Genomic DNA, 23,478 nt, shown 5'->3' with positions numbered 1-23,478 from the left:
GGGTTACTCCACGTTCCGTCCGGTGAAGGGATTCCAGCCCACGGCCGCGAGGATGCCCCAGGCGGTGGCGCCAAGATGCGGCCGGCGGAAATAGAAAAAATCGGGCTCGGCACTGGCCGGACCGATGGCGATGCCGGTGGTGAGGCGGGCGATATCGGTGGCGAACAGGAAGCCGGATGGCGAGAGCTGCCCAGCGATGGTGGCGAGGAGGCGGTCGGCCTCGGCGCTTCGGCCGAGAAAACGGACGGTCAACGCGGCCTGGGCCGTGCCCTCGACCCAGAGGCCATCGAGGTCCTCGTTAAAATCGAAACCGCCCCGGATTGCGAGATGGCGTTCGGCGAAGTCGAGCGCCCTGCGCCAGATGTCGGGTGCATCGATCACCCCGATCAGGGGCCAGAGCTGCGTATCCAGGGCGATCTTGGCGATGGGCTGGAGCTTGCCGTCTGGCGTCGTGCCGAGACGAAACACCCCCGGATCGCGCGCGTAGACGGCGTCGAGGAAGCCCCGCGCCGTCGCCGCGATCCGAGCTTCCTCCGCTCCACCGTCTAGACGATGAAGCCAGGCCGCGACCGCGTGGATGTCGAGGTTGTGCTCAGTAGATTTCCACATCAGGCGTGTCTGATGCGGATCGAAACCATCGACGCCGCCGGTATACCCTTCGGGAGACCGCGGATCGCCGGTCTGTCCGGCGATCCACCCCAGCATCCGTCGAGCGCCGGCGCGGTAACCGCCGCCGGGTGCCACTGCGTCTAGGTTGAGAAGGGCGAGGGCGGCCCAGGCGACGTTCCCGGTAGCAGTGCCATCCTGATAGGCGTCCTCGGCCCAGAGATTCTGCTTCGCGTCCCACCACCCGGGCAGAGCCAACGAGCCGTCACCTACTGGACCGGCACGATAAGCATTGCGAATGCGGCCATCGGAGAAGCTGCGGTCCCGTGCCAGCGCGGCGAGGAGTGCGTCACCGATCCTGCGGGCCCGCCCAACCTCCCCACAGGCAATCAAAGCGATCGCCGCAACGGCATTGTCGTAGGTGAAGGCCGAACTCTTCAGGGGAGCGGGCAGCTCAATCTCATGCGGGCCCGGACGATAGCTCGAGACAAAAATCGGTCCGGTTCCCGTCGTGTCGACGGCCTCAGATAGAGAGTGACACAGCGTTCCCGCCAACGGCAAAGGGGCACGTTGGCCTCTACCTGGCGAGGACTCCGCCTCCATGGGCCGGAGCGAGACCAGGAGCAGCGCTGCCACGGTCAGAGCCAGCACAGATCCGCCGCGCGGATGCGGCCGGGTCAATGGGTGTTCTCGGCGCTGTGCTGGCGCGGCGCGGATTGTGCCGTCTTACCGTTCGCGGGGGCGGTCGAACCTTTCGAGAACAGGTCTTTGACCCCATTCGCCACTGCATCTGCCGCCTGCGTGACGCCGTTCGCCACAGAGGCCCATGCCTGCTTCGCCGCCGGCGAGTTCACACCACGGCTCACGAGATCGGAGGCTTGCACCGCCGTCCCGTTGACGGTCGTGGCCAGAGAAGCCCAGGCCGCCTTGATCTCCGGCCCCGTAACCCCAGACGCAACCGCCTTCCAGGCCACAGAAGCCGATGGAACCCAACCGTTCTCCCGGGTAATCGTGACCCACTGGCCCACCGAACACGGCGTGGTGCGGCGCGCGGCCTCGGTGGGGGAAGCGGTCTTGTCCGAGTTAGGCAGCGTGTCGCGGTCCAGGCTTACGAGCACATACATCTCGCGCCGCTCGGTTTGAGGGAACGGCACCGCGTATTGCTGATCGGTCTTGTCGCTGGTCTTCGGCAGAATCTCACTGACCCACCCGCGCTCGGGAATGCTGCTGCCCGCCGCCGAAATTCGCACCGGCGTTCCAACTGCCAGTTCTTGTGCTTGGCGATAGGAGAAGATCCCGACAGCGAAGGATTGATCGCAATCGACCAAAGTCGCCACCGAGTCGCCTGGGTTGACGTGACGCCCTTCCGCAACACCGAGTCCGAGGACGACACCACCGTTCATGGCCCGCATCTCCGCATCGGCAAGGCTGTCGAGGCGCTTGCGTTCCGCGACGAGCAACGCCTCTTGCGCCTTCAGACTTGTGGAGAGTTGTGCCTCCTCGATAGCAAGCCGCTGGGCATCAAATGCAAGATCCCGCCGCTTCTGAGTCAGCACCGCCAGGCTATTGGACTGGTTGCCTACGAAGACGCTCTTCTTGACCGCACTGAGCTCCGCCAACTTCTGGTTCAGCTTGGCCGTTTCTGCTTCCTTGTCGAAGCGAGCGGCTTCGAGCTTGTGCTGAGTCGGACGCAGGAGATCGAGGCTGGCGGTGTTGCGATCAACCATGGCCTGCTGGCGGTCGACCACCGCCTTGGTGGATTGACCCTCGGCATCTGCTGACCCCACGCGGGCGCGAGCTTCAGCCACTTCTCCGTCGAGCTTAGCGACAGTTTGTTCCACCTGACGCCTAATCTCGGCATCAAGAGCCGCTACGTAGGTCTCGTCGGACTCCCTCTTTTGCCGCGCTGCCAGGAGAGAGCCGCGCAACTCGTCAACTTTGCCATCAAGAGTAATCAGCGTCGTGCGGTCGATGCGAACGTTCTGAATGCGCGCCACCGGTGCTCCGGGGCCGAGGTGCTGCCCGATGGTGGCAGAGACCTTAGTCATCTCCCCGGCAATGGGCGCCGTCAGTAAGCTAATTGGCGCGTTGATGACGGCACGATCCGACTGATCAGCGAGGAGGGGCGGTAGGGTCGCCGTAGTCATCAGTAGGGCGAGGACGGTTGCGACCGAATATGCTGAGACTCGCACCATCCGTGTATGACTTGGTTTCTGGCCAACGAGGGACGCGGAGGCCGGCACGGGTCGCTGCATAGGACTCTCCTTAAGTAGATAGCATGAGTGACAGGCACGCCAAGGATCCAAGCAAATCTATACTTGGCTCCAAGCGACTAATGGCACAGCGATCCAGGCGTCCAACATGGGCGCAGACGCAATCGCGGAGTATTAGATGTGGTTTAGGCCCGAATGCTGCCTGGCGTTGGCTCATTCGATGAATTTAAGATGGCTAATAGTAAATTAACCAAATGGCAACCTGCGGCTAACTGGCATGCTCAACAGAAGTTTAGCCGTTTTATTTAGAGGGCTATCACGCACGACTGTACGGCTGGATCAACGCCTCTGATAAGGCGGATGATCGCTAGTTCTACTGACTAATCTCGTTAACCCAAGGCAAGAGCGCACTTTGTTGCAAGTGCGCCCAATTAGTTGCATTATAAATCTATGAGGCGACCTGTCTCCGCGCCGCCTTTGTGCGCTGCGCCAGGATTTCGGCATCAGCGAATTATTCAACGGCATCGCAACAAAAACCGTTCCTTAACTAATTCATTCACTTTTCTGAAAATTTATGGCGCGAATTGCCTACGTAGTCCGACTTGCCGGTGGTGGCGCAATATGTGCCACATGTACACTCTATAGGTTGAAGATATGCTCTGAGCGCCCGGGCCTTTCCAGTTAACTCGCTGAGAACAAGGGCAATCCAACTCGGCGGTCAATTTTGCGGTCGCTGGTAGGGGCGGCATTTCGCCTATGCATCCGATCAATACGCGATGCGGCCAGAATGCGGGGTGGCAATCTGCGCCTCACAGTGTCGCTAGAGCGCTCGCCGCCGAAGTGGATGCCGGTTCGGCGAAAAAGAGCGCGGCAAAACAGAGACTTAGAGATGTGTCCCGACCCAACGTGGTCGGGCGCAGCTCTAGGTTGCGGAGTGAACTTCACTAGACGACGCTAGGACGCCCAACGCTCCAGGATCGAGAGCGCGTCGCCGGTCGCGGCGAAGGTGGCAGTGTTATCGAAGATGCACCAGCTTTCGCATCCCCGCGTCGCGTCTGCGGCGAGGCGGTCAGCCATCGCGTCGAGGGCGTGCTGCTCGTAAGCGGAGTAGTAGATTTTCGGCGAGCCGTGAAGTCGATAGTAGCGTAGGCCTTGCCAGCCACCGGGCTCGTCTGCGCCCGGCATCGGTGCCGGATCTGCTGCCACACGGGCAATACGAAGTTTCGTCAACAGCGCATCAACACTTGGCGCCAGCCAGCTGTCATGCCGCGGCTCGCAAACGATGCTGCCGCCATGGGCGTGCCGAAATGCTCGCAGGAACGGGTCGCTCGTCCGATCGTCGAAGCGAAGGCTCGGCGGTAGCTGAAGCAGGAGCGGGCCGAGCTTCGGGCCGAGTCCAGCGATCTCATCCAGAAATCGCTGTAGCGGGGCGTCGGCATTCCCAAGCCGCAGCTCGTGCGTGATCATGCGCGGGACTTTCACGGCGAAGCGAAAATGCTCAGGCGTGGCCTCGGCCCATCGCTTGTAGGTGGCGAGACGATGAGGGCGATAGAACGACGTATTGATCTCCACGGCGGTGAGGCGCTGGGCATAGCGCTGTAGGTGGCTTCCAACGGCCGGAAACGCACCAGCGTAGGCTTTCGGCACATTCCACCCAGCAGTTCCAATGAAGGCCACGCTTTCGGGCTCACAATGCGTTCGAACAGCTTCATTAACATGGTCGGCGTGCCGAGGTTTCTCTGCCGTCATGGTAGGGCGTGCGGTTCCTGGGTCAGTTCGAGTGCGCCGGCGACAGCACCGAGCCAGCTCCTGATCGAGAAGGCACCCAACGCTCTGCGATCGTCTTCGAGTTCGTCCTAGCCAGTGTCGGTGACAAGCCGCTCGAGGTCGGAGAGGAGCAGGCCGAGGAGGTCGACGTCGATCTAGCCGTCGTCCGCTCGCGCGCTCTGGATGCAGCTCGATTGACGCCCCAGGTCGCTGGCACTGAATCTCGCCGAAGCCTTTACCGACGCTCGGCAGCTGTCCGTCGCTACGCCCTCGCTCAAGCGGCCGGGATCTGTGAGAGCTGCAATCAGCCTGCACCCTTCGTCACTCTGCGGGGAGAGCCCTACCTTGAGCCCCATCATACTCGGCGGTTCAGCGACGGCGGTCCAGACGATCGACGGTTCGTAGGAGTTGTCTGTCCAGGCTGCCACCGCGAGATCCACCACGGCCTGCACGGGCCCGTAAAGAACGAGCACTTGGTGGAAGCGATCCGGCAGAAGGAGAGGGACTCTGACACGTAAGGTCTGCAACGAACTCTTCTCTTAGTGAGGTGCCCCCCGAAGCTTAACAATCGTCTCGAGGTCGTCCTGGCTAATGCTGCGCAAGGCGTGGAGGAACCTGGCAAGTGCCTCCTCTAGAGTGTGCCCCTGGGTTTGTGCCGCTTCTTCCATCTTCGCGAGCTCGGTCTCGGAGAACCGCCGCCCGGTGAGATGCTCGAGCTCCTGAAAGGCAATAAGGTGACCGACTTGGTCCCGGATAAAGTTGTCGCTCGTCATAGGTTTCCTCGTCGTCATCGATCGGTCCTACACCTCTGCCATCGTAGACGTCGTGTTGATTTGATCGACGTTCTTACAATGGTTTCTGTGTGTTAGCGGGCCCAAAAATGCGCCATCCCTTCGGCTCGCAGGGCTCCAGCTCATATTGACTATCGATTGCGAGCTATTTTTACGGACGGTTGCCACATCGAGAAACGTGGCTCGCACGGGGCCAGCGAGCGATCCTATGGAACTCAGCCCTGTACCTTGGCTGCCGAGGAGAAAAGCACGATGGATTGGCGCGCGATGATCGTACCGGAGCACTCGCTTCTTGAAATACTTCTGCGTGGCTCTGTGATGTACCTGATGCTATTTATCATCATGCGCTTCGTTATGAAAAGGCAAGCTGGCGCTGTAGGTCTTGCCGACCTCCTTGTGATCGTATTGATTGCAGATGTGTCGCAGAATGCATTTTCTAATGAATACAAGTCTCTGACAGAAGGCATCCTGCTGGTTCTGACGATCGTGTTTTGGAACTATGCTATCGATTGGTTGAGCTTTCGATTGCCAATTTTCGAAAATTTCATCGTACCCAAGCGCCTGCGATTGGTGGCAGATGGCGAAATCTGTTGGAAGAACATGCGCCAAGCCATGATCACTCATGCGGAACTGATGAGCCAGCTCAGACATCAGGGGATCGATGACCCAGCATGCATCAAGGAAGCCTCGATCGAAGCCGATGGCCGTATCAGCATCATCCCGGCGGATGAAACCAAGGCCAAGCCACCGGACGATAAAGCCAGAGGCGCGATCTAGACCGAGCGCCACAAGCCGGGGTTTGCGGCAGACCAGTAGCCACCGAGCATGTCCGCTCTCCACGTTCCTGCACGAATTGTCGCAGCGGAGTTTGGGTTCGCTGCATTCAGGCGGAGCTGGATGGCTGCCCCGTCGCCCCAGCGGGCCAGGGAAGGCACTCGGTCCGAAACCGCCACGACCACCGGCCGAGTTGACGGCGGCCCTAGACGGTCAATTTTGGCGACCCTTCGCGCATCGCATCACACCACCTCCTAAGGACGATCGCGTTGTGCAACTCGATCGGACGGGCCCTGTCGGTAATCGGCGGGGCCTTTCCATGTCAGCAACGCCGGTGGGGCACGGCATGTGACAGGATGGGGCATGCTTGAGATCCAGAGCGGGTTGGCGTGTGAGCGAGTGCCGAACCGCACGGCGTGCCGGGCGAGGCGGGCCTAGATCATGGTCACTGAACAAGTCACGGCCAACCGCCATTCGACGGAGACCGCGCAAACCCAAGTGGATTGTGCCATGAACACTCGTATTACGTCTGCTGTTGCTGCTGTCGTCCTGAGCGTCAGCGCCGTTGCTTCGCCCGCCCTTGCCAAGACCTATCTCGCACGTGGCGAAGTTCCGGCCTATGAGGTGACCTCTTCCGCCCCGAGCCGTGTCACGGCCGATGACGATCTGACTACCGGATCGATCGGGTACAGCCGCGGTCGCACTTCCGCTCAGGAAGGCAATGCGGAGCAGAACAGCTTCCCGGTCTGGCAGTATGGCCGCACCTCGGGCGGTAACCGCTAAGCTTGCTGAGAACGGTTGTCGTTGGCGGCGGGGCGAGAGCCTCGCCGTTTTTGTGTGTGAGATCCGACGGGCCCGCTGGGTATCAACCTGTGTGAATGAAGGTGGCGACCCTAAGGTGGACACACTTTCTTCTGACCTGACGGGAGAAGTCGCCATGCTCGAACGGTCCGGGGAATTCTGGGAAGCGATCCCCGGCCTCGTAGAGGCGAGGGTGACATCCGTGTTTGGTCGGGCACCCAAAGCGCGAGAGCCTGTGATCGAATATATGCGAGACCTTGAAGTCGTTGCCCGGCAGGAATGTTCTCGCCGCCAAGCCGTGCAGGTGATCGCATCCGGTCGTCGCCTGCTTGGCGATGAGACCGATGTCGGTAACGGCTTGGGCCACTCGTTCGAGAAGGCGTTGATGGGGTAGGCGTAGCCGTCAATCGCTCTGTCGGTGGGACGCTCATGACAACCACCCCGCGAGGCCGGTCCATGCCTCGGTGATGTTGGCCTCGCGAGGGTCGGCCTTGTTGGGGCCAGTTCGCGGATAAATGCGATTTCGTGTGTTAGGGCCTCGGGGCCGCCGGCCTGGATTAATTCGTCACCCTTCCTGCGGATCGCGCGACAGAACGCCGTGGCGGTTCGCCTGCCCGGGACAGGACCCCGAGATCGTGCGCCGAAGCGCTTTGGGCCGCATCTTGGCCTTCGGGCGACAGGCCGAAATAAACGGCGCCAACTCCATCGCCTGTCCGTCCGACAGCACCACGTCTCCTCACCTGAAACGGGAAAACGTCAGACTTTGCAATCCGTTCGGGCGAGGCCAGGTCCGAGGACGGACCATGTTTCAGGGGGGGCAAGCCATGGCAGAGCGCCAGCCCGGACGTTTTGCGGAACGTTCCTTCAGACACATGTGTAAGTGGAACGGGACGACGAAGGCTGGGGCGGGTAGAAACCTTTATGGAAGCGATCAAGCATCGTCTCAGAGACCTGTACGAGGGCGATAGCGACAGGGCACACCGATTTCGCTACGGCCTGCTTGTCTTCGATATCGCGACGATCCTTTTCATTGTGGTGTCGTCGTTCATGCCAAGGGCGCCGGTCGTGGAGGGACTCGATGTCCTCGTCGGCCTTGCAGTGCTCACGGACTTCGTCGCCCGATTCTCCATCGAACGGCACCGCTGGCGGGAATTACTCCGTCCGACCACCTGGGCCGACATCGCCGCACTGGTCTCGTTCCTCGCCCCCATCGTCGGCGAAGGGGCCGGGTTTCTGCGTATCCTGCGAACCTTACGGCTGCTGAGGACCTATCAACTCCTTGACCGCTTGCGCTCCGATAGCGGGTTTTTCCGCCGCAACGAGGAGGTGATCCTCGCCGCCGCCAACCTTTCGGTGTTCGTCTTCGTGATGACGGGGTTGGTATACGCCACTCAGCACCGCACCAATCCGGCTATCGCCAACTACGTCGATGCCTTGTACTTCACCGTCACCTCACTCACCACCACCGGCTATGGCGACGTGACCTTGCCTGGCACGTCTGGTCGCTTACTGTCCGTCGTGGTGATGATATGCGGAGTGACGCTGTTTCTGCGCCTCGCTCAAGTTCTGTTTCGTCCCAACAAGGTAAGGCATCCTTGTCCGGCCTGCGCTTTACAAAGGCACGAGCCGGATGCGGTTCACTGCAAGGCCTGCGGGACCGTGCTGAGCATTCCCGATGAGGGAGAGTACTGACCGGAAGGCGGCGTGGTCGCGTAGATGCCGCACCGGTCCACCGGGCTCACATGTCAGACAAGTGCCCTGGACGCGAGGTGGAGCCCGAGCCCCAACAGCCCGAGATAGAAGCAGCGTCGGAAGACGGGCTCACTCACACGGCCGCGCACCCAACCACCCAGCTTCATGCCGAGGAGGGCAGGGACCAGGGCGAGCGCCGAGACACTGGCGATGCCGAGGTTCAGGATCCCGCTACCCGCCAGGGCGACGGCAAGCGCCACGGTGGACACCGTGAAGGATAGCCCAAGGGCCTGGATGAGATCCTCCCGATTGAAGCCCAGTGCGGCGAGAAACGGTGCGGCGGGAATCGAGGAGACACCCGTGGCGGCCGTCACCAATCCTGTCGTCGCCCCAGCCAGAGGTGCCAGCCAGCGCTCGGTCCTCGGTGGGACTCTCAGGCGGGGGGCCGCGAGCCCGAGGATCGCAGAAGCGATCAGGGCAAGGCCCAAAGCAACGATGGCCCCGCCTCCGAAATTTCCATGTAGGAGCGCAGCTGCCGCCAGGGTCCCAACGACACTCGCCGTGAGCATCGGCCAGAGGCGCCGCGCCAGCGTCCCGAAGCGCGGACCGGCCGCAAGCTGCCAGATGTTCGTCACGAAGGCCGGCACGACCAGGAGTGCGGCGGCCTGAGCCGGTGCCATGACCAAGCTGAGCAACCCCATGGCCACAGGCGGTAGGCCAAGCCCGACGACACCTTTGACGAACCCGGCAAGGAAGAAAGCGAAGGCTGCGACAGCGAGAGGGAACGGTTCGAGGGCGAGGGGCATGATGACCGGGAGATCCAAAGGCATGAGGCCCAGCCTGCCTCGCCCCTGACCCTGGCGCCGTCACGGCACAATATGGAAAACAGGAGCGTTGTGCACGCGACTTCACGCAGGGCGATGGGCTAGGGCAAGATGACGGAAGACACCCTTACGGAAGCGAGCTTGCACGCGTTCCTTGGTGCCTTTTACGCCAGAGTTCAACGCGATCCCCTCATCGGGCCGGTTTTTGCCCGTGTCATCGCCAATGACGATTGGCCCCGCCACTTGGCTGTCATTCAGGATTTCTGGTCCTCGGTGCTTCTGAAATCCGGCCGTTACAAGGGTAATCCCTTCGGCAAGCATCAGGGGCTCGGTGATCTGACGCCAGCCCATTTCGCCCGCTGGCTCGCGCTGTTCGAACAAGCGGCGAACGAGGAGTTCCCACCTGACATCGCGACGATCCTCGTGGAGCGTGCTCACCGCATCGGCGACAGCTTGCAAGCGGGTCTTTTTTTCCGTCCGGGGATCCCGCGGGCGGAGACCTGAATTCGCGGACCGCTGCAAAAGCGAGAGCTACCCTCAGCGTATTGCAACGAAGTGGTCGCTGACTGCTTAAAGGCCCGACTGGCTCTTCGACCCAAGGAATGAGAATGCGCGGCTCAGCACGAATGCATCATACAGGACCGCGTCGCGCCGCCGCCGCTGTGTCGGCCATTCTGCTTGGGATTTTGACGACGCCTGCTTTCGCCATCACGCCGGTGACGCCGGTGGGAGTGGAGAGCTGCGACGCGTTCCTCGATGCATATGCCCGGTGTGCTGCCAGCCCTGGAGTTCCGGAGGCGGCCCGCCCAGGCATTCGACAGGGCATCAACACGATGCGGGAGAGCTTCCGCGACACGGTCATGCGTAACGAGACGGCTCGGCCGACCGTGGCCTATCAATGTGCCCAGGCTCACGAGGCCGTACGCAAAAGCCTGATCGATGCCTTCAAATGCGATTTTCCGGCAGCGCCCTCAGCTTCGCAGGCTCTGTTGCAAACCCCACCGTCACCACCGAGAAGCACTGGTGCGCCCACCCGCACTGCGCCGCCGCCGACCCCCGAGGCTCAGGCGCTCGCCAAGGCCAATGCCTATACGGAGGCTCAGAACCATCTCGTCCGGTCCCACCCTCTCGAGCAGCAACTCGCCGATTATCGCCGCGACAATGAGCGGGTGCTCAAGCTCGGCACGAAGCTCGGAGCCAATGCGTGGTACCATTTCGGCATCGTGGATTTCGATGGAGTCATCGGCGAGTTGGAGAAGGCCATCGCCTTGCCTGGAGCGGTGTCCGAGATCGATGCCGAGGCCGCCCGATTGCTCGCGGCGCTGCGCGAGCTCAACCCCACGCTGAAGGCACTCACCCGCTATCAGACCACGCGAGAATTCAAGGAGGACGGCTATAAATTCGCACGGGAGCAGAACGCGGTCCTCGTCCCCCGTGTCGAGGCCGCCGCCAAAGCGATGGAAACTTACGGCTCCGCGCTGTTCGAGCGTGAGATTGCCCGGGACGAGCGGCGCCTGGCGACGCTTCCGGAAGACGCGCCGGCGCGCCGTCTTCTCTCGACGAGCCTTACCTTGCGACGCGCCGTGCGGCGCTTCGAGTCACTGGGACCGAAGGCAGATGTCGCGCCCTTTCTGGCGGCGCTGGGGGAGGTATCGAACGCCAACCGGCAGCTTGGCACGACCTTCGACGGCATGAGTCCGAAAGCCGACTCATCCTGCACGGGCTACACAGATACGGTCGCGAGCCTGATCGGGCATGGCCGGGATGTGGCACGTGACATTCGCGCGAAAGGCGACCCGAGCCAGCCGGCGCAACGCTTCAACGAGACCTACAATCGCTCGGTGCGGGATTTCGAATCGTGCCAGAAGAACGACGATCGCGTCCGTCCGGGCTGATGCCGCGCGGACAAGAATGGCTGTAGCGCCCGGACGTCTCACGTCTCGACCGTCACGTCAGAAAGCTTCTTCCACGACCTCAAGGTCGGGCCTCGTCTACCCGCGACGATGGCCGGCCCGGGACGAGGCCTGACGCAACGTGTTCGCCTACATGGAGGGCTACGCTCGACCAGACTCATCACCTCCAATCGGTGATGCGTGATGTCGGTGAACAGGTGGAAGCAACGCCGCGTCAGATCGTTGACAATCTTTCGTATTTTTAATCATAAAGCAGCATCAAAACATAAATAAAATTCAACTTTCATCAGAATCCATCGTAATAATCAAAGAAGACGCGATCTGGATCGTGCTTATCTCTCAGGGCACAAAGCCGCTCCCATTTTTCAGGGGTGAAGGCTTGGGGGATATTGCTTGGCTGTTCGACCGTGTTCGTCTCGCCGATATAATATCCGGTATTGAAAGGGCGCAAGGTCGTCGTGATACGGCGATGCCATTCGGTGTTGGCGTCATCGTCTTCGGCCTTCCACCACATGGTCCACGGGCCACCGTAAACCTTGGAGGAGACGGAATAGGCCATGTCCTTCTGCGCGGCCGGGACATTGGGGCCGCAGAAGATGGTCAACAAGAAGACGGATGTCGCGGAAGGCGCGCTCGGAAGCAGGTGCAGGATGGCCTGCACCAACTCTCCCGGAGAGTGATCGGAATAGGTCGCCTCCACGCGAGAGCGGGCACCTTCCGGCCAGAAGGATCCTGACGCATCGAACAGTTGCTCGAAGGTAACGGGCGTCGCGAACGACGACGAAAGCGGAGGGATCGGAGCGTGCTCCAGCGCCTGCAGCGCGGCCTCCGCGGCGTGCGGTGTCTGCTCGAACGCCGTCGCCGTGACCATGCAAAGCCAGCCGTCCCGAGCGGCGGCCTGTCCTCTCAACTCCGGTGGCGCCTGTACGACGAACAGGCTCAGTTCGACCGCGGGAGACAGGCTCGGGGCTATCGTGCCGAGCCAGGTTCCGATCGCCGGTGCGTCCTCAAGCCGATAGTAATAGGTGCTGCCATGCATGGCTTCGGGCAGCCGATGAAGCTTGAGAAAGTATTTCGTGACGATCCCGAAGAATCCGGAGCCTGCTCCTCGGGCGGCCCAGAAGAAATCCGTGTTCTCGGTCGCGCTCGCCTTGATCAAGTCGCCCTGTGCCGTGACGAGTTCGATCGCCTCGACGCTCTCGGCTCCGCTCCCCCAGACGGTGGGGTTCCAGGCCATGCCACCACCGAGCAGATAGCCGCTCGCTTTCACCTGAGGACAATGGCCGGTGGGGAAGGCCAGCCCAAGGGGATTGAGTGCTTTCTGAATGTCGCGATTGCTGATGATCGGCTGGATGACCGCCTTCAGATTATCGGCATCGATGGAGATGATTTTCGTGAAATTCGAGAGATCGATCAGGATGCCGCCGTGACGCAACGAGGGCTGGCACCAGTTATGGCCGCCGCCGCGGACGACGACCTTCAGGCCGCTCGCGCGGGCGAACCGCACGGCCGCGACGACATCGTCCTCGTCCACGGCTCTCACGACGGCCTGGGGGGCACGGTCCGGGATCAGCCTGTTCCAGAGATTCCCATGGATCGCCTCGATGAACTGCGCATCGCCCGCAGCGAAGACCTCACCTTTGCAGGCGTCCCTCAGACCAACGATATTCATGGCGTCACGCAGTATGAAGGAGGAGCCCGCCCGGATGGGAGCAATCCGGGCGGAGGATCTTGCTTTGATCGGCGTTCGAGAGTCGGATTCAGTAGGGGACTCTGTCCGCCTTCTGGGCATACTTCTTCCAGACTTCGACGGCTTCCGCGCGCATGATCTGCGTTGTCGGAATGGAACGCTCGGAGACATCCTTCTTGAGCTCGGCATAGATCATGCTGTCGTCGAAGCCGCCGTATTCCAGTGCGTCTTCCACCTGAGCGGCGTAGTAAACCCGCTTGATGCCGGCCCAGTACGCGGCCGCCATACACATCGGGCAGGGCTCGGCGCTGGTATAGAGCGTCGCGTCGCGAAGCTTGAACGTCCCTTGCGACTTGCAGGCCTTGCGAATGGCCTCGATCTCTCCGTGCCATGTCGGATCGTTTTCCGCGACGACGCGATTGGCGCCCTCGGCGATGATCTCGCCATCCTGAACGATGACGCAGCCGAAGACGCCACCGGCGCTCTCGACCAGGGAGGTCTTTTCGGACAACGCGATCGCCCGAGCCATGAAATCAGTGTGGTCGTGAGCCATTTCCAGTCTTCCTCGGTTGAGTGGTCAGCTTATGCTGTGACGAACGATGACGAATGATTAAAACAGGTGGGAGAAGAAGAACATTTCGAGCCCGTAGAGTGCGACCAGAATCGTCACGCCCAGCAACTCCTTGCGCCAGCGCTTGTGCGTATCCGGTTTCAGCCACCAGCCCAGGCCGAAAATCGCCACCGCCATTAGCGGCCATGAAACGAGCGAGACGCTGATGGCATTGCCGATGAAGGTGGAAACGGTCAGCGGCAATCCGTTCAGCAAGGGGCTGAGGAAGCGGATTTCCAGCATGACGACGGGAAACAGAACGAGCAGGACGAGGCAGGTCTGCTTCCAGGCGGGTGGCGGCGCGAGACGTTGCTCATTGGCGAACCACCCGGCGAACGGGTTGCTCATCCTGTGGCTCCGCCAGGTCGATACCTGGGGCGTCGCTTCGGCCAGGATCGCCTGTCTTTCCGGGGATTGCAGCCAGGCATCGAGGAAGGCCGGGCTTTCGAAGCGAACCAGCGTTGTCCAGTACGGGACTTCCGGCGACAGGGGCGCCTGGACGAGGGTACCCATATATCCTGGAAAGCGGGCCTGTCCCTGCTGAATACGTTCGGCCCAACGCCGAAACGCCTCTTCCTGCCCCGGCTTCACAACCGTCGTGATGACCTCCGTGACAGTCGTCGTGGAGTGATAATCCGGCGCCGCCTCATCGGCGTGTGGTCCCTTGCCGTCGCTTTCCAAGGCTGTGAGGCTTGCCAGGAGCGTAGCGCGCGCCTCGTCCTCGACCCATCGGGTCAGCGCTTCGGGCGAGCGGAACCGTTGGATGATCTGCCATTCGGCCGAGCCGGCGAAAGCCGGGATGATCTCGAGGCTGACGAAGTCATGGGATGCCGAGACGGCCCGGGTAAACTCGGCCTGCCACGTTGCGAAGCGAGCCTCCATGCCGGGCCGCACAGTGAGTTTCGTCGCGACGGCCTTCGTCGTCCCGGTTTTGATTGCGCGCGACGCATCCTGCCGTAAGTCTAGACCGTCACTTGCATTCGGTTTTTCGATAACATCTTGGTTGTACGCCACCGAACTCATCCTGCGAATCCCATATCGCCCAAATACATGACTGGTTCGGTAGCCCTGTAGGTCATTGACCTACAGAAATTCACTTCCATGCTCGATTCTTGAGCAGCGAATGGAATTTAAATACAGAGATGAACGAAAATCATGAGCTTATTGTAAACATTTCAATCTTTGGGGAAAGTTCAAGTCAAACGAAGCTGATTGCTTTGATTGAAGGTTACTGAATTGTTTTTGCGGCGTGGGGCGGCATGGGGAGGGTACCTGAACGAGGGTGGTGCGGCGTGAAGCCGTGAAGCGTCGGCGCTGGTGCGCCTTCGTCCAAATGCTCCAGGTCGCTCACGCCGGGTGGGCGACACAGTCTCCGATGGCAGACTCGGGGCGTCGAGCGTCGGGCGTCGTGCGGACCAAGGCTGTCCGGTTGCCCGGGCCGGCGGGCGAGGGCTCTATCCGGCGGCGTGTACGGGTCTGTGAGACCGTATGGCTTATGGCTCACGGGCCTTGGCCGCCCGCGCGAAACGGATTCGCCTGAGGGTCATTCAGAAGCGTACGTGGCGTCTTGGACGGATCATGGTCGCATGACGTTGATCTCGTGTAGGTCGGTGACCTACAGGGGGGCGTAACAATGAGGAATCATACCCTGGTTGGCCGCTTCGCTCGGGGTAGACATGTCCTTGTTTCGGTTGCTGATCGTCGACGACCACCCGATCGTGCTGGCCGGCCTGAAGCTGTTGCTCCAGGGCAATGACCGCTTTGACGTGAGCGGAGAGGCCAACTCGGCCCGGACGGCCCGTATCGAGGCCGAACGAGTGCAGCCCGACATCATCGTTACCGATCTCATCATGGGGGACGGTGACGGCATCGCCTTGATCGAGGATCTGCGCGCCATCCTGCCGGCGGCCAGGATCATCGTCTATTCCAGCCGCGACGAAACGGTCTGGGGGCCTCTTGTGATCTATGCCGGCGCGCATGGCTACGTGGCGAAATCCGAACCGCTCGAAACCGTCGCCGTGGCCCTCGACCGCGTGGTGGCGGGTGCGATCCATCTGAGCGAGCCGGTGCAACAGCTGCTGATCGGTGATCTCGCGCGTCGATGCGACCGTCGGACGGATATCGGCGCCCTATCAGGTCGCGAGCTTCAGGTTCTCCGGCTGATCGGCAGCGGTGCGACGCTGCAATCTCTGGCGAAGGAACTCGGGTTGAGCGTGAAGACCGTCGGTACCTATCGGGAGCGCCTGAAGGTCAAGCTCGGGCTGGACAGCGTGAGAATGCTCGAACGCTATGCGGCGGATCACCTCGCGGGGCGTCTCGATCCGTCATGAAAGGCAGGCCATCATGAAGAGTTGGCTGGCACGCTGGGACGTGTCCCCCGCCGAGCAGGCCGGCATGAGCTTCGGAGACATGCTGACCCTCGTCAATATTCGACGGGTCGAGATCGCCTGCATGCTGGGGCTGTTCACCAAGTCGATCGAGTTCGCCACCGGACTCAGGACCGTTCAGATCGCCGTTGAGATCGTGCTGGCGCTTTGCTTCCTGCTCGCCTCGCTGACGCTGCGACGCGGCGGTGGAACGTGGCTCCCGCGCGTCTTCGTCGTAATCTTCCTGGTTCTGACATTGCTCGATACTCAATGGGCGATCGCCGCGATGGGCGCCAAGGGGCGGCTGACGAGCGGATACCCCATGATGCTCCTGTCTCTGACCTTGCTGTTCGTGCTGCCGCCGCTCACCTTCGGGCTGACCTTGATCCCGCTGCTGCTCACCTATTGTTGGATCGTGCTCGGCACGGCGACGTTTCCCGCCGAGCAGGTCATCGCCATCGTCAATGCCGCGATCGTCTCGGTCATCGCCGTCGTCGCCGCAGCGCTGATCCATGCCGGACGTCGCAGCGATTACGAGCAGAAGCGCACCATCCGCCTGCAGAATGACCGGCTGATGGAGAGGAACGGCGAACTCGACACCCTGATGGCGATCACCGCCCATGACCTGCGCAGTCCCCTCTACGGGCTGCGCAACCTGTTCGATCTCGCCGTCCGGCGCGCAACGCGGGAGCCGGAATTGCCGCTCGTCGTCTTGCAGCAGGCGAGAGCGAGCATCGACGCGATGCTCGCTCTCGCGACCCGGCTGCTCGATGCGCACGCCGCCGAGCACCGGCCGCTCACGCGCCTCACCGACGAGGATGTGCGAGGGCATGTGCTGGCCGCCGCAGGCCGGACCAAGCCGCTCGCCCAATCCGCCGACGTCCGGATCGACGTGGATCTGCCGGATCGCCCGTTGGTCGCCACGCTCGACGCAGGAGCCCTGGCACAGATTCTCGACAATCTTCTCGGCAACGGCGTCCGCTACAGTCCGACGGGGGGCATCCTGACGGTCAGCGCCGCACAGGAGAGCGGAAACGTATCGATCCGGGTTCAGGATCGCGGACCGGGTATCGATCCTGCCCGTCACGATCTCCTGTTCAAGAAGTTCCATCAGTCCGTGGGGACGCGATCCGATGGACCGCCGAGCACGGGCATGGGGTTGTTCATCGTCGCGACGCTGTCCGAGCGCATGGGCGCGACGGTGCGTTGTGAACCCGGGACGAATGAGGGCGCGGTCTTCGTGGTAACGCTGTCCGCCGGCAAAGAATGAGCATCGGCGTTCCCACAGCGCCTGTCTCCGACCCCTGCGCCAAGTGGCTGTCGCATATAGTGGGAAACGACCGACTTACGGAGCGAGCCGGAAGGCAGGCTCCAGCAGGCCACGTATTCCGGCGGCCACCAGGAGGGTGCGCCCGTGCTCGGGATCGGCGTCGCGTTCCTCCTGGCTCATGCCCTCATAGGCGCTGGTGATCAGCAGGCGATCGAGATCTGGCCCGGCGAATGTGGGGCATGAGGGGCGGGTCACCGGCAGGGGAATCGTCCGCACGCGCTCGCCCTCCGGGCTGTAGGCATCGATGCAGGATGCCCCCCAGCGGGCGCACCAGATGCGGCCCTCGGCATCGACCGCAGCGCCATCGAGGCCGCCATCCCCGCCGCGATGATCGTAGAGCGTCGACGGCTCGCCCGTCGGCAGGCCGGTGTTGGGGTCGAGGCTGACGCGCTTCAGCAGACCCGCATCGGTGTCGGCGAAATAGCCGGTCGCGCCATCGGGCGAGAAGCAGATGGCGTTCGGGATGGTGAGCGACCCGTAGAGGCGCGTCACCCGGGTACCGGCGACATGGTAGATCGCGCCACGCCCCGGCTCGGCATCGCGGCCCATGGTGCTGATCCACAGAGCGCCGCAGGGATGCACACGGCCGTCGTTGGAGCGGGTGCCTGCATCCTCCACCTCCAGCGGACAGAGCAGCGTGAGCTTCCCGTCACTCAGCCCGCGCAGGTAAAGCCCGTACTCGGCGGCGAGGAGATGACGGGTTTCGTCCACCGCGGCGACGGCGCTCGCCATGAAAGGCAGATCGTGCAGGCGCGCGGTGCCGTCCGCGAGCGACCTCTCGAACAGCTGCCGCTCCAGAATGTCGACCCACCATGCCGTGCCGGTTCGCGGATCGTAGCAGGGGCCCTCGCCGAGATGGCAGCGGTGCGCGTCGAGGATCGTCATCGTGTCCATGCTCGTCCTTCCTTGGGGCAGCCGCTCGCGGCGACCGGCATGCCTGTCATGCCGAAATATCCCCCGAGAGTATCCCCCGGGTCGAAGCATCCCCAAGTCGGGGCTTTCCCAAGTCGGGGCTTTCCGAAGTCGGAGCCTCCAATGTGGAATCTTCGGGTTTCGTGTGGGAACGATGAGCCCCCTCAGCATCCAGGATCGGGGCCACGAAAGATGCAGCGGGGCACAGCTCGATCTGCGCATACGCCTGCGAGACCGGCATCGATGGTTCAACAGGTCTTCGCAGGCTATTCTGAAGGTCGTCGATATCCGTTGCGATCACTGTACAAGGTGCGTGATGCAACACTCGGGTCGATACAAGCGTCAGTGCTGCGAGGATACGCAAGCGGCCTGCATGCCGAGAGCCAGGAGGCGCGCGGAAGCGATGCCCGCGCGACGGAAACCGAGGCCTCCCGTCGCGTTAGATCGGCAGGCGCATCACATACCGCGCGATGGGTTGCTGAGAGGATTCGATGGAATACAGGCAGCTTGGCCGCTCCGGCCTTACCGTACCGGTGCTCAGCTTCGGCACGGGCACGTTCGGCGGGACAAACGAATTCTTTCAGCGCTGGGGCCAGACCGATGTCGCTGAGGCGACCCGCATGGTGGACCTTTGCCTGGATTCCGGTGTCAATTTCTTCGACACGGCCGACATCTACTCGGGAGGTGCCTCGGAGGAGATCCTGGGCCAGGCTCTGAAGGGCAAGCGCGAACGCGCGTTGATCTCCACCAAGGCGACTTTCCGCTTCAATGACGACCTGAACCAGGTCGGCTCCTCGCGCCATCATCTGGTCCGTGCCTGCGAGGCCAGCCTGAAGCGGCTCGGTACCGAGCATATCGACGTCTACTTCATGCACGGATTCGACGCACTCACCCCCGTGGAGGAGACGCTTCGGGCGCTCGACGATCTCACCCGCTCGGGCAAGATCGGCTATATCGGCGCCTCGAACTTTTCCGGCTGGCACCTGATGAAGGCGCTCGCCACATCCGAGCGCTATGGGCTCGCGCGCTACGTGGCCTATCAGGGCTACTATTCCCTGATCGGGCGGCATTACGAGTGGGAGCTGATGCCGCTCGGCATCGACCAGGGCGTGGGCCTGATGGTTTGGAGTCCGCTCGGCTGGGGCCGTCTGACCGGCAAAATTCGCCGTGGGCAGCCGAACCAGAGCGGCCGCATCGCCGCGGGCGGCGCCGAGGGCGGGCCGCCGGTGTCAGACGAGTACCTCTTTGGCGTGGTCGATGCCCTGGATGTTGTGGCGGCGGAGACCGGCAGGACGGTGGCGCAGGTCGCCTTGAACTGGCTGCTGACCCGGCCCACCGTATGCAACATCGTCGTTGGCGCCCGCACCGAGGAGCAGCTCAAGCAGAACCTTGCCGTTCTCGACTGGACGCTGACGCCCGAGCAGGTGGCCCGCCTCGATGCGGCGAGCCAAGAGACGCCGATCTATCCCTATTGGCACCAGAAGGGGTTCGACGAGCGCAACCCCAAGCCGACGACTTGGTAAAACGGCTCTTCGTCTATCGTCTTGAGCAGTGCGTTCGTTACGCGTGCACCTGCTCTCGCTTGGCAGCGCGGCCTGCGTGGTGTCGCATTCCGCCCGTCTCGACTGGAAAACGGCCTTATGCGTCGTTGCCGACCAACTCGGAGATCATGCGGGCTCATCGGTCGGGCTGACTTGAGGGCCCGCGGACGGCCACCACGCGGCCGCGCGGGCAGGCTTCAAACCATCGAACAATGGAGGCTACATCTCGAGCAAGGCAGGAAGCCGTTGCGTTGGATTACCAAAGTGCACGTGGCAGCCGCCGCTTCCAACGCTCGCCCGGCCGTAGAGCCGCTGCCTGCTGAGCGCGCCGTGCGGTCCGCGCTTGAGCCAAAGCAGGCCCACTGACGCCACCGGATGGCTGTATCGAGTCGGGGCTCGCGACAACCGGTGTATCGTCGGGCTCGTCGTCCGCATCGGCAAACGAAAGTGCCGAGTCGACCTGCGCCACGACCTTCTGCTTACGTTTGGTCGGTGGCTTCACGCGTTGCACGCGTGGCAGTCGCTCCTCTTCCGGCGCTTTGACGACCTCGGGAGCGTCCGGCTCATCGGGCATGGCAAACATCGGCACGAGACTCGGCAGGACACGCCGAGCGGGCGGCTCGGCGGGCGCCACTGACGGTGCAGGCTCGGGATGAGCGAGGCGCAGGGGCTGCATATCGGCCGGCTTGTCGGCCACAGCTGCCTGCAGGTCCCCCCACAGGTCGTCGCCGACGCGGGAACGTGCTGGGGCGTCGGGGAGCGAGGCGCGGGACGTACGGGTGTGCTTGATTTCGACCGTGAAAGGTCGCGCGCTACGGCGCTTCATGTATGAGATAATCCTGAGATCGACACGCTCAAGGACGCAAGACGCGTCGGCAGCGAATGCTTAGCATATGAGGAACAGATGATGCTTGTCCAGTGAGATACAAGCACAAGCCGTTTTATCTTAGATGAATGCATGTTGGCGCAACCGCCGGATCGATGCATCCGCAGTGCGATGATGGATGAAGACGCCTCCAGCCTGCTCCCAAAGGGGCCGGTATTTCTCCCGGTCATCCACGAGGGCGTCGCCAGGACGGCAATGTTCTCGTTTCAGCGCGGCACTCGTCGTGATCACCTCGACACAGGGGAAATACCGGGCCGCCCAGAGGCGTTTCTGTGGCTCAGCCCAGTTTCCCCGCGGAAGACCCGTGAGGATGATGGGCTCGAGGTGGCGAACCGCCTCATACAGTTCCATGGCATCCGGCATCAACGGTAGCTCACCGAAGAAGTTGTTGAGCGAGGCAAGCTCGCCCCAGAAACGCTTCAGGCCAAAACGCCGCTCGAATTCCGCCGGTGCCATCCCGAAGGCTTGCTTCGCGCCGGCATCGAAATCGGCCAGCACGCCATCGCAATCCAGGAACACCGTTGGCATGGACAGTATGGCCTCAGAAATCGTGTATCGTTGATCTGGAGGAAGAACAGGGACGTACGATCTTCGTCTGCGACCGGTCAGAGGCTTTTCGAGACGACACCGAAAGCCAGCAGGACATACGCACCGACGAAGAACCAGGTCCGGTACTTGACCACAGTGGGACCAATGGTCGGAAGGCGCAAATAGATGCTGGCGACGGCGAGGCCGATCAGCACCAGCGAGAGAAGGAAGGTCAGACGGCGTGGAGGCGAGAGGTGCAGCATAACCCGATCCTGGCGCCGTGTGGTTGAGGAGTCGTGAAGGAGTCGGCATCCGTGCCGGACGGCGTATTGGCGCGGTATCCTATGAAGAGCCCGTTCTTCGGCGAATGTTTCGACAACCGATCCCTCGGCGCGCCCGTCATCGCCTCCGGTCCGAGACGGACTCCTGCCAAACTATGTCGTGACCGGCGAGAGCAACGATAACGGCGCTCGCTGGCCGAATGTCAGCCTGTGCCGGCCGCCTGGAGTTGCACCCGACCACGTTGGGTCGGGTGCAACTCTAGGCCTTTGTTTTGCCGCGCTCTTTTTCGCCGAACCGGCATCCACTTCGGCGGTGAGCGCTCTAGGACTGGTTCTGCGCGGCAGACCTGTCGCCTTCGGCAAGGAGGAAAGGGAGCAGCACGGCAGTGAATGCCTCGGGGTGGGAGTAGTTGATCCCGTGGGCCGCACCGGGAATGACGGCAAGGCGTCCGTGCGGCAGGCTTTCGGCGAGGATCGTGACGAACGCGTAGGGGACGATGTAGTCACGGGCGCCCCAGACCACGAGCGTGGGCTGCATGATGCGGAGCGCCTTCTCTCCGATGCGGTTGCCGATCATGCTGTGCAAGGTCAGGATGTATCGGTTGATCCCGCCCCGCGCATAATCGCTCAGCGCCACCCAGGCCAGCGACCAGCGCTCGAACGGCGCGATGGCCAGGAACCCCGCAACCTGCCGGAAGAGGCTCCTTGCCTCCGGGTCTGGCGTGGGCCCCTGCAGAACCAGGCGGTCGACGAGGTGGGGGTGAACGATCGCCAGTTCGACCAGTATCTCGCAGCCGAGCGAGTTGCCGATAAAAGCCGCGCGCTTCAGGTCGAGGGCCTGCATCCAGGCGGCCAGCGCATCGGCGAGTTTGCGAACGGTGAGCACGTGCCGGGGCTTGTCGCTCAAGCCGAAGCCGGGCAGGTCGGGGGCGTAGACCTTCAGGTGAGGGCCAAGATGCCTCGCGAGCGGGACCATGTATCGGCTGGACATTCCCAGCCCATGGACCAGGATCACGGGCAGGCGATCATCCGGCACGGAATCGACGGAGACCCTGGCATGGATGATCCGGCCGTCGACACGGGTTCGCCTCGCCGCGAGCCGTCCCAAACCTGCGTGGCGAGCCTTGCCGGCACGCCGCCACGGTAGGGCGGCGACCATGGCCAAGCGGGCCAGGATGCCGCCAGCCGTTGTACCGATCCACCGCAGGGACACGCCCATATTCCCGTTTCTGCCGCATCCGCCCTCGAACTCGACGCCGAAGAGAACCGGCCCCGCGAGACGCGAGCGCTCGCGAGATCGTTTCAGAGGGCCGGGCTTTGGGTCATGCACCGGGACTTGAGGCCAGTCGAGTGCGGGCACGCAGCCTTGTGGACGCGTTGCTATGTCTGCGGTCGAACCGCGTCAAATGCCGTACCCGGACTGGTCGCGCAGACTTCAACTCGCGAGCCGCTGAGTCTGACGTTTCGCGGCATCGAAAGCCTGAAGATCGAGGGCGAGGGCGATGACCTTGCCGCTTGTCAGGCGCGTCGGGTCGATGAAGCTTCCGATGCCATGCTGCAAGTAAATTTCTTCAACTTCTGGGGTTCGCATGGCGCCACCCATGGTCCAGTTGGGAAAGGAACGGCCCTGAACGTTCCGTGCATCCAGAATGGTAGCACTTGTATGGCGCGGATCGCGGGCGATGCGCGTATAGGTGCTACTCACCTGCGCTTGGTCGCCCTCAAGAACCTGAATGAACCAGGTTTTATCGAATATGAGAAAACCGGTAATCCCATCACGGCTGTTGTTGCGTTGTGAGGCCGAGACGATGTCACGCAAATTCATAAGCATGGAGCGATCGTTGCCGGCAACAACGTTTCGGCTATAGTAAACAAGCTGATGTATCATTGCGGATTTTTGTCCATCACGTTTAGCATGGCACGATCAAACGAGCTCCCCTCGTGCCGTGCGGA

Annotated in this window: 23 protein-coding genes and 1 pseudogene; 9 read left to right on the top strand and 15 right to left on the bottom strand. The window is 62.3% G+C overall.

Going from position 1 to position 23,478, the window contains the following annotated elements; genetic code table 11:
- Nucleotides 1-3: 3 nt before the first annotated feature.
- The 4 genes from ASF32_RS11995 to ASF32_RS11975 form a co-directional block, all read right to left on the bottom strand.
- Nucleotides 4-864, bottom strand: coding sequence for a hypothetical protein (locus ASF32_RS11995; RefSeq protein WP_244478033.1), 861 nt, complete (start codon nucleotides 862-864; stop codon nucleotides 4-6).
- A 419-nt stretch (nucleotides 865-1,283) separates the two neighbouring features.
- Nucleotides 1,284-2,603 (bottom strand): HlyD family efflux transporter periplasmic adaptor subunit, encoded by a 1,320-nt coding sequence (locus ASF32_RS11990; protein ID WP_162239902.1) that lies wholly within the window; start codon nucleotides 2,601-2,603, stop codon nucleotides 1,284-1,286.
- Between the two features lie 1,170 nt (nucleotides 2,604-3,773).
- Nucleotides 3,774-4,568, bottom strand: coding sequence for a DUF72 domain-containing protein (locus tag ASF32_RS11985; protein ID WP_082470238.1), 795 nt, complete (start codon nucleotides 4,566-4,568; stop codon nucleotides 3,774-3,776).
- A 557-nt stretch (nucleotides 4,569-5,125) separates the two neighbouring features.
- Complete coding sequence (locus ASF32_RS11975; RefSeq protein WP_056428312.1) at nucleotides 5,126-5,359, bottom strand: hypothetical protein; 234 nt, start codon at nucleotides 5,357-5,359, stop codon at nucleotides 5,126-5,128.
- A 270-nt stretch (nucleotides 5,360-5,629) separates the two neighbouring features.
- Here ASF32_RS11975 and ASF32_RS11970 point away from each other — a divergent pair, with 270 nt between their 5' ends.
- From ASF32_RS11970 to ASF32_RS11960, 3 genes are all read left to right on the top strand, one after another.
- Nucleotides 5,630-6,154 (top strand): YetF domain-containing protein, encoded by a 525-nt coding sequence (locus tag ASF32_RS11970; RefSeq protein WP_056428309.1) that lies wholly within the window; start codon nucleotides 5,630-5,632, stop codon nucleotides 6,152-6,154.
- A gap of 507 nt (nucleotides 6,155-6,661) precedes the next feature.
- Nucleotides 6,662-6,934, top strand: coding sequence for a hypothetical protein (locus ASF32_RS11965; protein ID WP_056428678.1), 273 nt, complete (start codon nucleotides 6,662-6,664; stop codon nucleotides 6,932-6,934).
- A gap of 154 nt (nucleotides 6,935-7,088) precedes the next feature.
- Nucleotides 7,089-7,346 carry a hypothetical protein gene (locus tag ASF32_RS11960; RefSeq protein ID WP_056428307.1) on the top strand — a complete coding sequence of 86 codons (258 nt, stop codon included), beginning with the start codon at nucleotides 7,089-7,091 and terminating at the stop codon, nucleotides 7,344-7,346.
- A 234-nt stretch (nucleotides 7,347-7,580) separates the two neighbouring features.
- On the opposite strand, the pseudogene ASF32_RS26480 reads toward ASF32_RS11960, so the two are convergent.
- Nucleotides 7,581-7,679, bottom strand: a pseudogene (locus ASF32_RS26480) (IS5/IS1182 family transposase); the annotation flags it as partial.
- Nucleotides 7,680-7,873: 194 nt separating this feature from the next.
- Here ASF32_RS26480 and ASF32_RS11955 point away from each other — a divergent pair.
- Entirely contained in the window at nucleotides 7,874-8,644 is a 771-nt protein-coding gene (locus tag ASF32_RS11955; protein ID WP_056428304.1) for a potassium channel family protein, read from the top strand.
- 53 nt (nucleotides 8,645-8,697) lie between these two features.
- On the opposite strand, the gene ASF32_RS11950 is transcribed toward ASF32_RS11955, so the two are convergent.
- Nucleotides 8,698-9,450, bottom strand: coding sequence for a sulfite exporter TauE/SafE family protein (locus tag ASF32_RS11950; RefSeq protein WP_056428675.1), 753 nt, complete (start codon nucleotides 9,448-9,450; stop codon nucleotides 8,698-8,700).
- 129 nt (nucleotides 9,451-9,579) lie between these two features.
- Here ASF32_RS11950 and ASF32_RS11945 point away from each other — a divergent pair, with 129 nt between their 5' ends.
- Together ASF32_RS11945 and ASF32_RS11940 are read left to right on the top strand one after the other, a co-directional pair.
- The gene (locus tag ASF32_RS11945; protein WP_056428301.1) at nucleotides 9,580-9,972 is read left to right on the top strand and encodes a group III truncated hemoglobin; all 393 of its coding nucleotides are present in this window, start codon (nucleotides 9,580-9,582) and stop codon (nucleotides 9,970-9,972) included.
- A 182-nt stretch (nucleotides 9,973-10,154) separates the two neighbouring features.
- The gene (locus ASF32_RS11940; RefSeq protein WP_244478034.1) at nucleotides 10,155-11,363 is read left to right on the top strand and encodes a DUF3829 domain-containing protein; all 1,209 of its coding nucleotides are present in this window, start codon (nucleotides 10,155-10,157) and stop codon (nucleotides 11,361-11,363) included.
- 304 nt (nucleotides 11,364-11,667) lie between these two features.
- On the opposite strand, the gene ASF32_RS11935 is transcribed toward ASF32_RS11940, so the two are convergent.
- From ASF32_RS11935 to ASF32_RS11925, 3 genes are all read right to left on the bottom strand, one after another.
- Nucleotides 11,668-13,053 carry an FAD-binding oxidoreductase gene (locus tag ASF32_RS11935; protein WP_056428295.1) on the bottom strand — a complete coding sequence of 462 codons (1,386 nt, stop codon included), beginning with the start codon at nucleotides 13,051-13,053 and terminating at the stop codon, nucleotides 11,668-11,670.
- A gap of 88 nt (nucleotides 13,054-13,141) precedes the next feature.
- Nucleotides 13,142-13,624 (bottom strand): nucleoside deaminase, encoded by a 483-nt coding sequence (locus ASF32_RS11930; RefSeq protein ID WP_056428292.1) that lies wholly within the window; start codon nucleotides 13,622-13,624, stop codon nucleotides 13,142-13,144.
- A 57-nt stretch (nucleotides 13,625-13,681) separates the two neighbouring features.
- Nucleotides 13,682-14,695, bottom strand: a complete 1,014-nt coding sequence (locus ASF32_RS11925; RefSeq protein ID WP_244478035.1) for an antibiotic biosynthesis monooxygenase — start codon at nucleotides 14,693-14,695, stop codon at nucleotides 13,682-13,684.
- 662 nt (nucleotides 14,696-15,357) lie between these two features.
- Between ASF32_RS11925 and ASF32_RS11920 the strand changes: the two genes are divergently transcribed.
- Both ASF32_RS11920 and ASF32_RS11915 read left to right on the top strand, forming a co-directional pair.
- Nucleotides 15,358-16,011: a response regulator transcription factor gene (locus ASF32_RS11920; RefSeq protein WP_056428286.1), complete on the top strand. Its 654-nt coding sequence runs from the start codon at nucleotides 15,358-15,360 to the stop codon at nucleotides 16,009-16,011.
- Nucleotides 16,012-16,024: 13 nt separating this feature from the next.
- Nucleotides 16,025-17,317 (top strand): HAMP domain-containing sensor histidine kinase, encoded by a 1,293-nt coding sequence (locus tag ASF32_RS11915; RefSeq protein ID WP_162239901.1) that lies wholly within the window; start codon nucleotides 16,025-16,027, stop codon nucleotides 17,315-17,317.
- 75 nt (nucleotides 17,318-17,392) lie between these two features.
- Here the strand turns inward: ASF32_RS11915 and ASF32_RS11910 are convergent, their stop codons facing one another.
- Nucleotides 17,393-18,271, bottom strand: a complete 879-nt coding sequence (locus ASF32_RS11910; RefSeq protein ID WP_056428280.1) for an SMP-30/gluconolactonase/LRE family protein — start codon at nucleotides 18,269-18,271, stop codon at nucleotides 17,393-17,395.
- A 509-nt stretch (nucleotides 18,272-18,780) separates the two neighbouring features.
- Between ASF32_RS11910 and ASF32_RS11905 the strand changes: the two genes are divergently transcribed.
- Complete coding sequence (locus tag ASF32_RS11905; protein ID WP_056428278.1) at nucleotides 18,781-19,812, top strand: aldo/keto reductase; 1,032 nt, start codon at nucleotides 18,781-18,783, stop codon at nucleotides 19,810-19,812.
- A gap of 274 nt (nucleotides 19,813-20,086) precedes the next feature.
- Here ASF32_RS11905 and ASF32_RS11900 read toward each other — a convergent pair whose 3' ends face one another.
- The 5 genes from ASF32_RS11900 to ASF32_RS11880 form a co-directional block, all read right to left on the bottom strand.
- A complete protein-coding gene (locus ASF32_RS11900; protein ID WP_056428275.1) occupies nucleotides 20,087-20,656 on the bottom strand; it encodes a hypothetical protein in 570 nt (189 codons plus the stop codon).
- Nucleotides 20,657-20,776: 120 nt separating this feature from the next.
- Nucleotides 20,777-21,244, bottom strand: a complete 468-nt coding sequence (locus tag ASF32_RS11895; RefSeq protein WP_056428271.1) for a hypothetical protein — start codon at nucleotides 21,242-21,244, stop codon at nucleotides 20,777-20,779.
- 77 nt (nucleotides 21,245-21,321) lie between these two features.
- Nucleotides 21,322-21,507, bottom strand: a complete 186-nt coding sequence (locus tag ASF32_RS11890; RefSeq protein WP_056428268.1) for a hypothetical protein — start codon at nucleotides 21,505-21,507, stop codon at nucleotides 21,322-21,324.
- A 340-nt stretch (nucleotides 21,508-21,847) separates the two neighbouring features.
- Complete coding sequence (locus tag ASF32_RS11885; protein ID WP_056428674.1) at nucleotides 21,848-22,738, bottom strand: alpha/beta hydrolase; 891 nt, start codon at nucleotides 22,736-22,738, stop codon at nucleotides 21,848-21,850.
- 222 nt (nucleotides 22,739-22,960) lie between these two features.
- Nucleotides 22,961-23,413 carry a BLUF domain-containing protein gene (locus tag ASF32_RS11880; RefSeq protein WP_056428264.1) on the bottom strand — a complete coding sequence of 151 codons (453 nt, stop codon included), beginning with the start codon at nucleotides 23,411-23,413 and terminating at the stop codon, nucleotides 22,961-22,963.
- Nucleotides 23,414-23,478 lie beyond the last annotated feature (65 nt).

Origin of the sequence: Methylobacterium sp. Leaf91, assembly GCF_001422815.1 — a bacterium.
In the GTDB taxonomy this organism is placed as follows: domain Bacteria; phylum Pseudomonadota; class Alphaproteobacteria; order Rhizobiales; family Beijerinckiaceae; genus Methylobacterium.
This window is presented reverse-complemented; position numbering and strand designations above follow the sequence as displayed.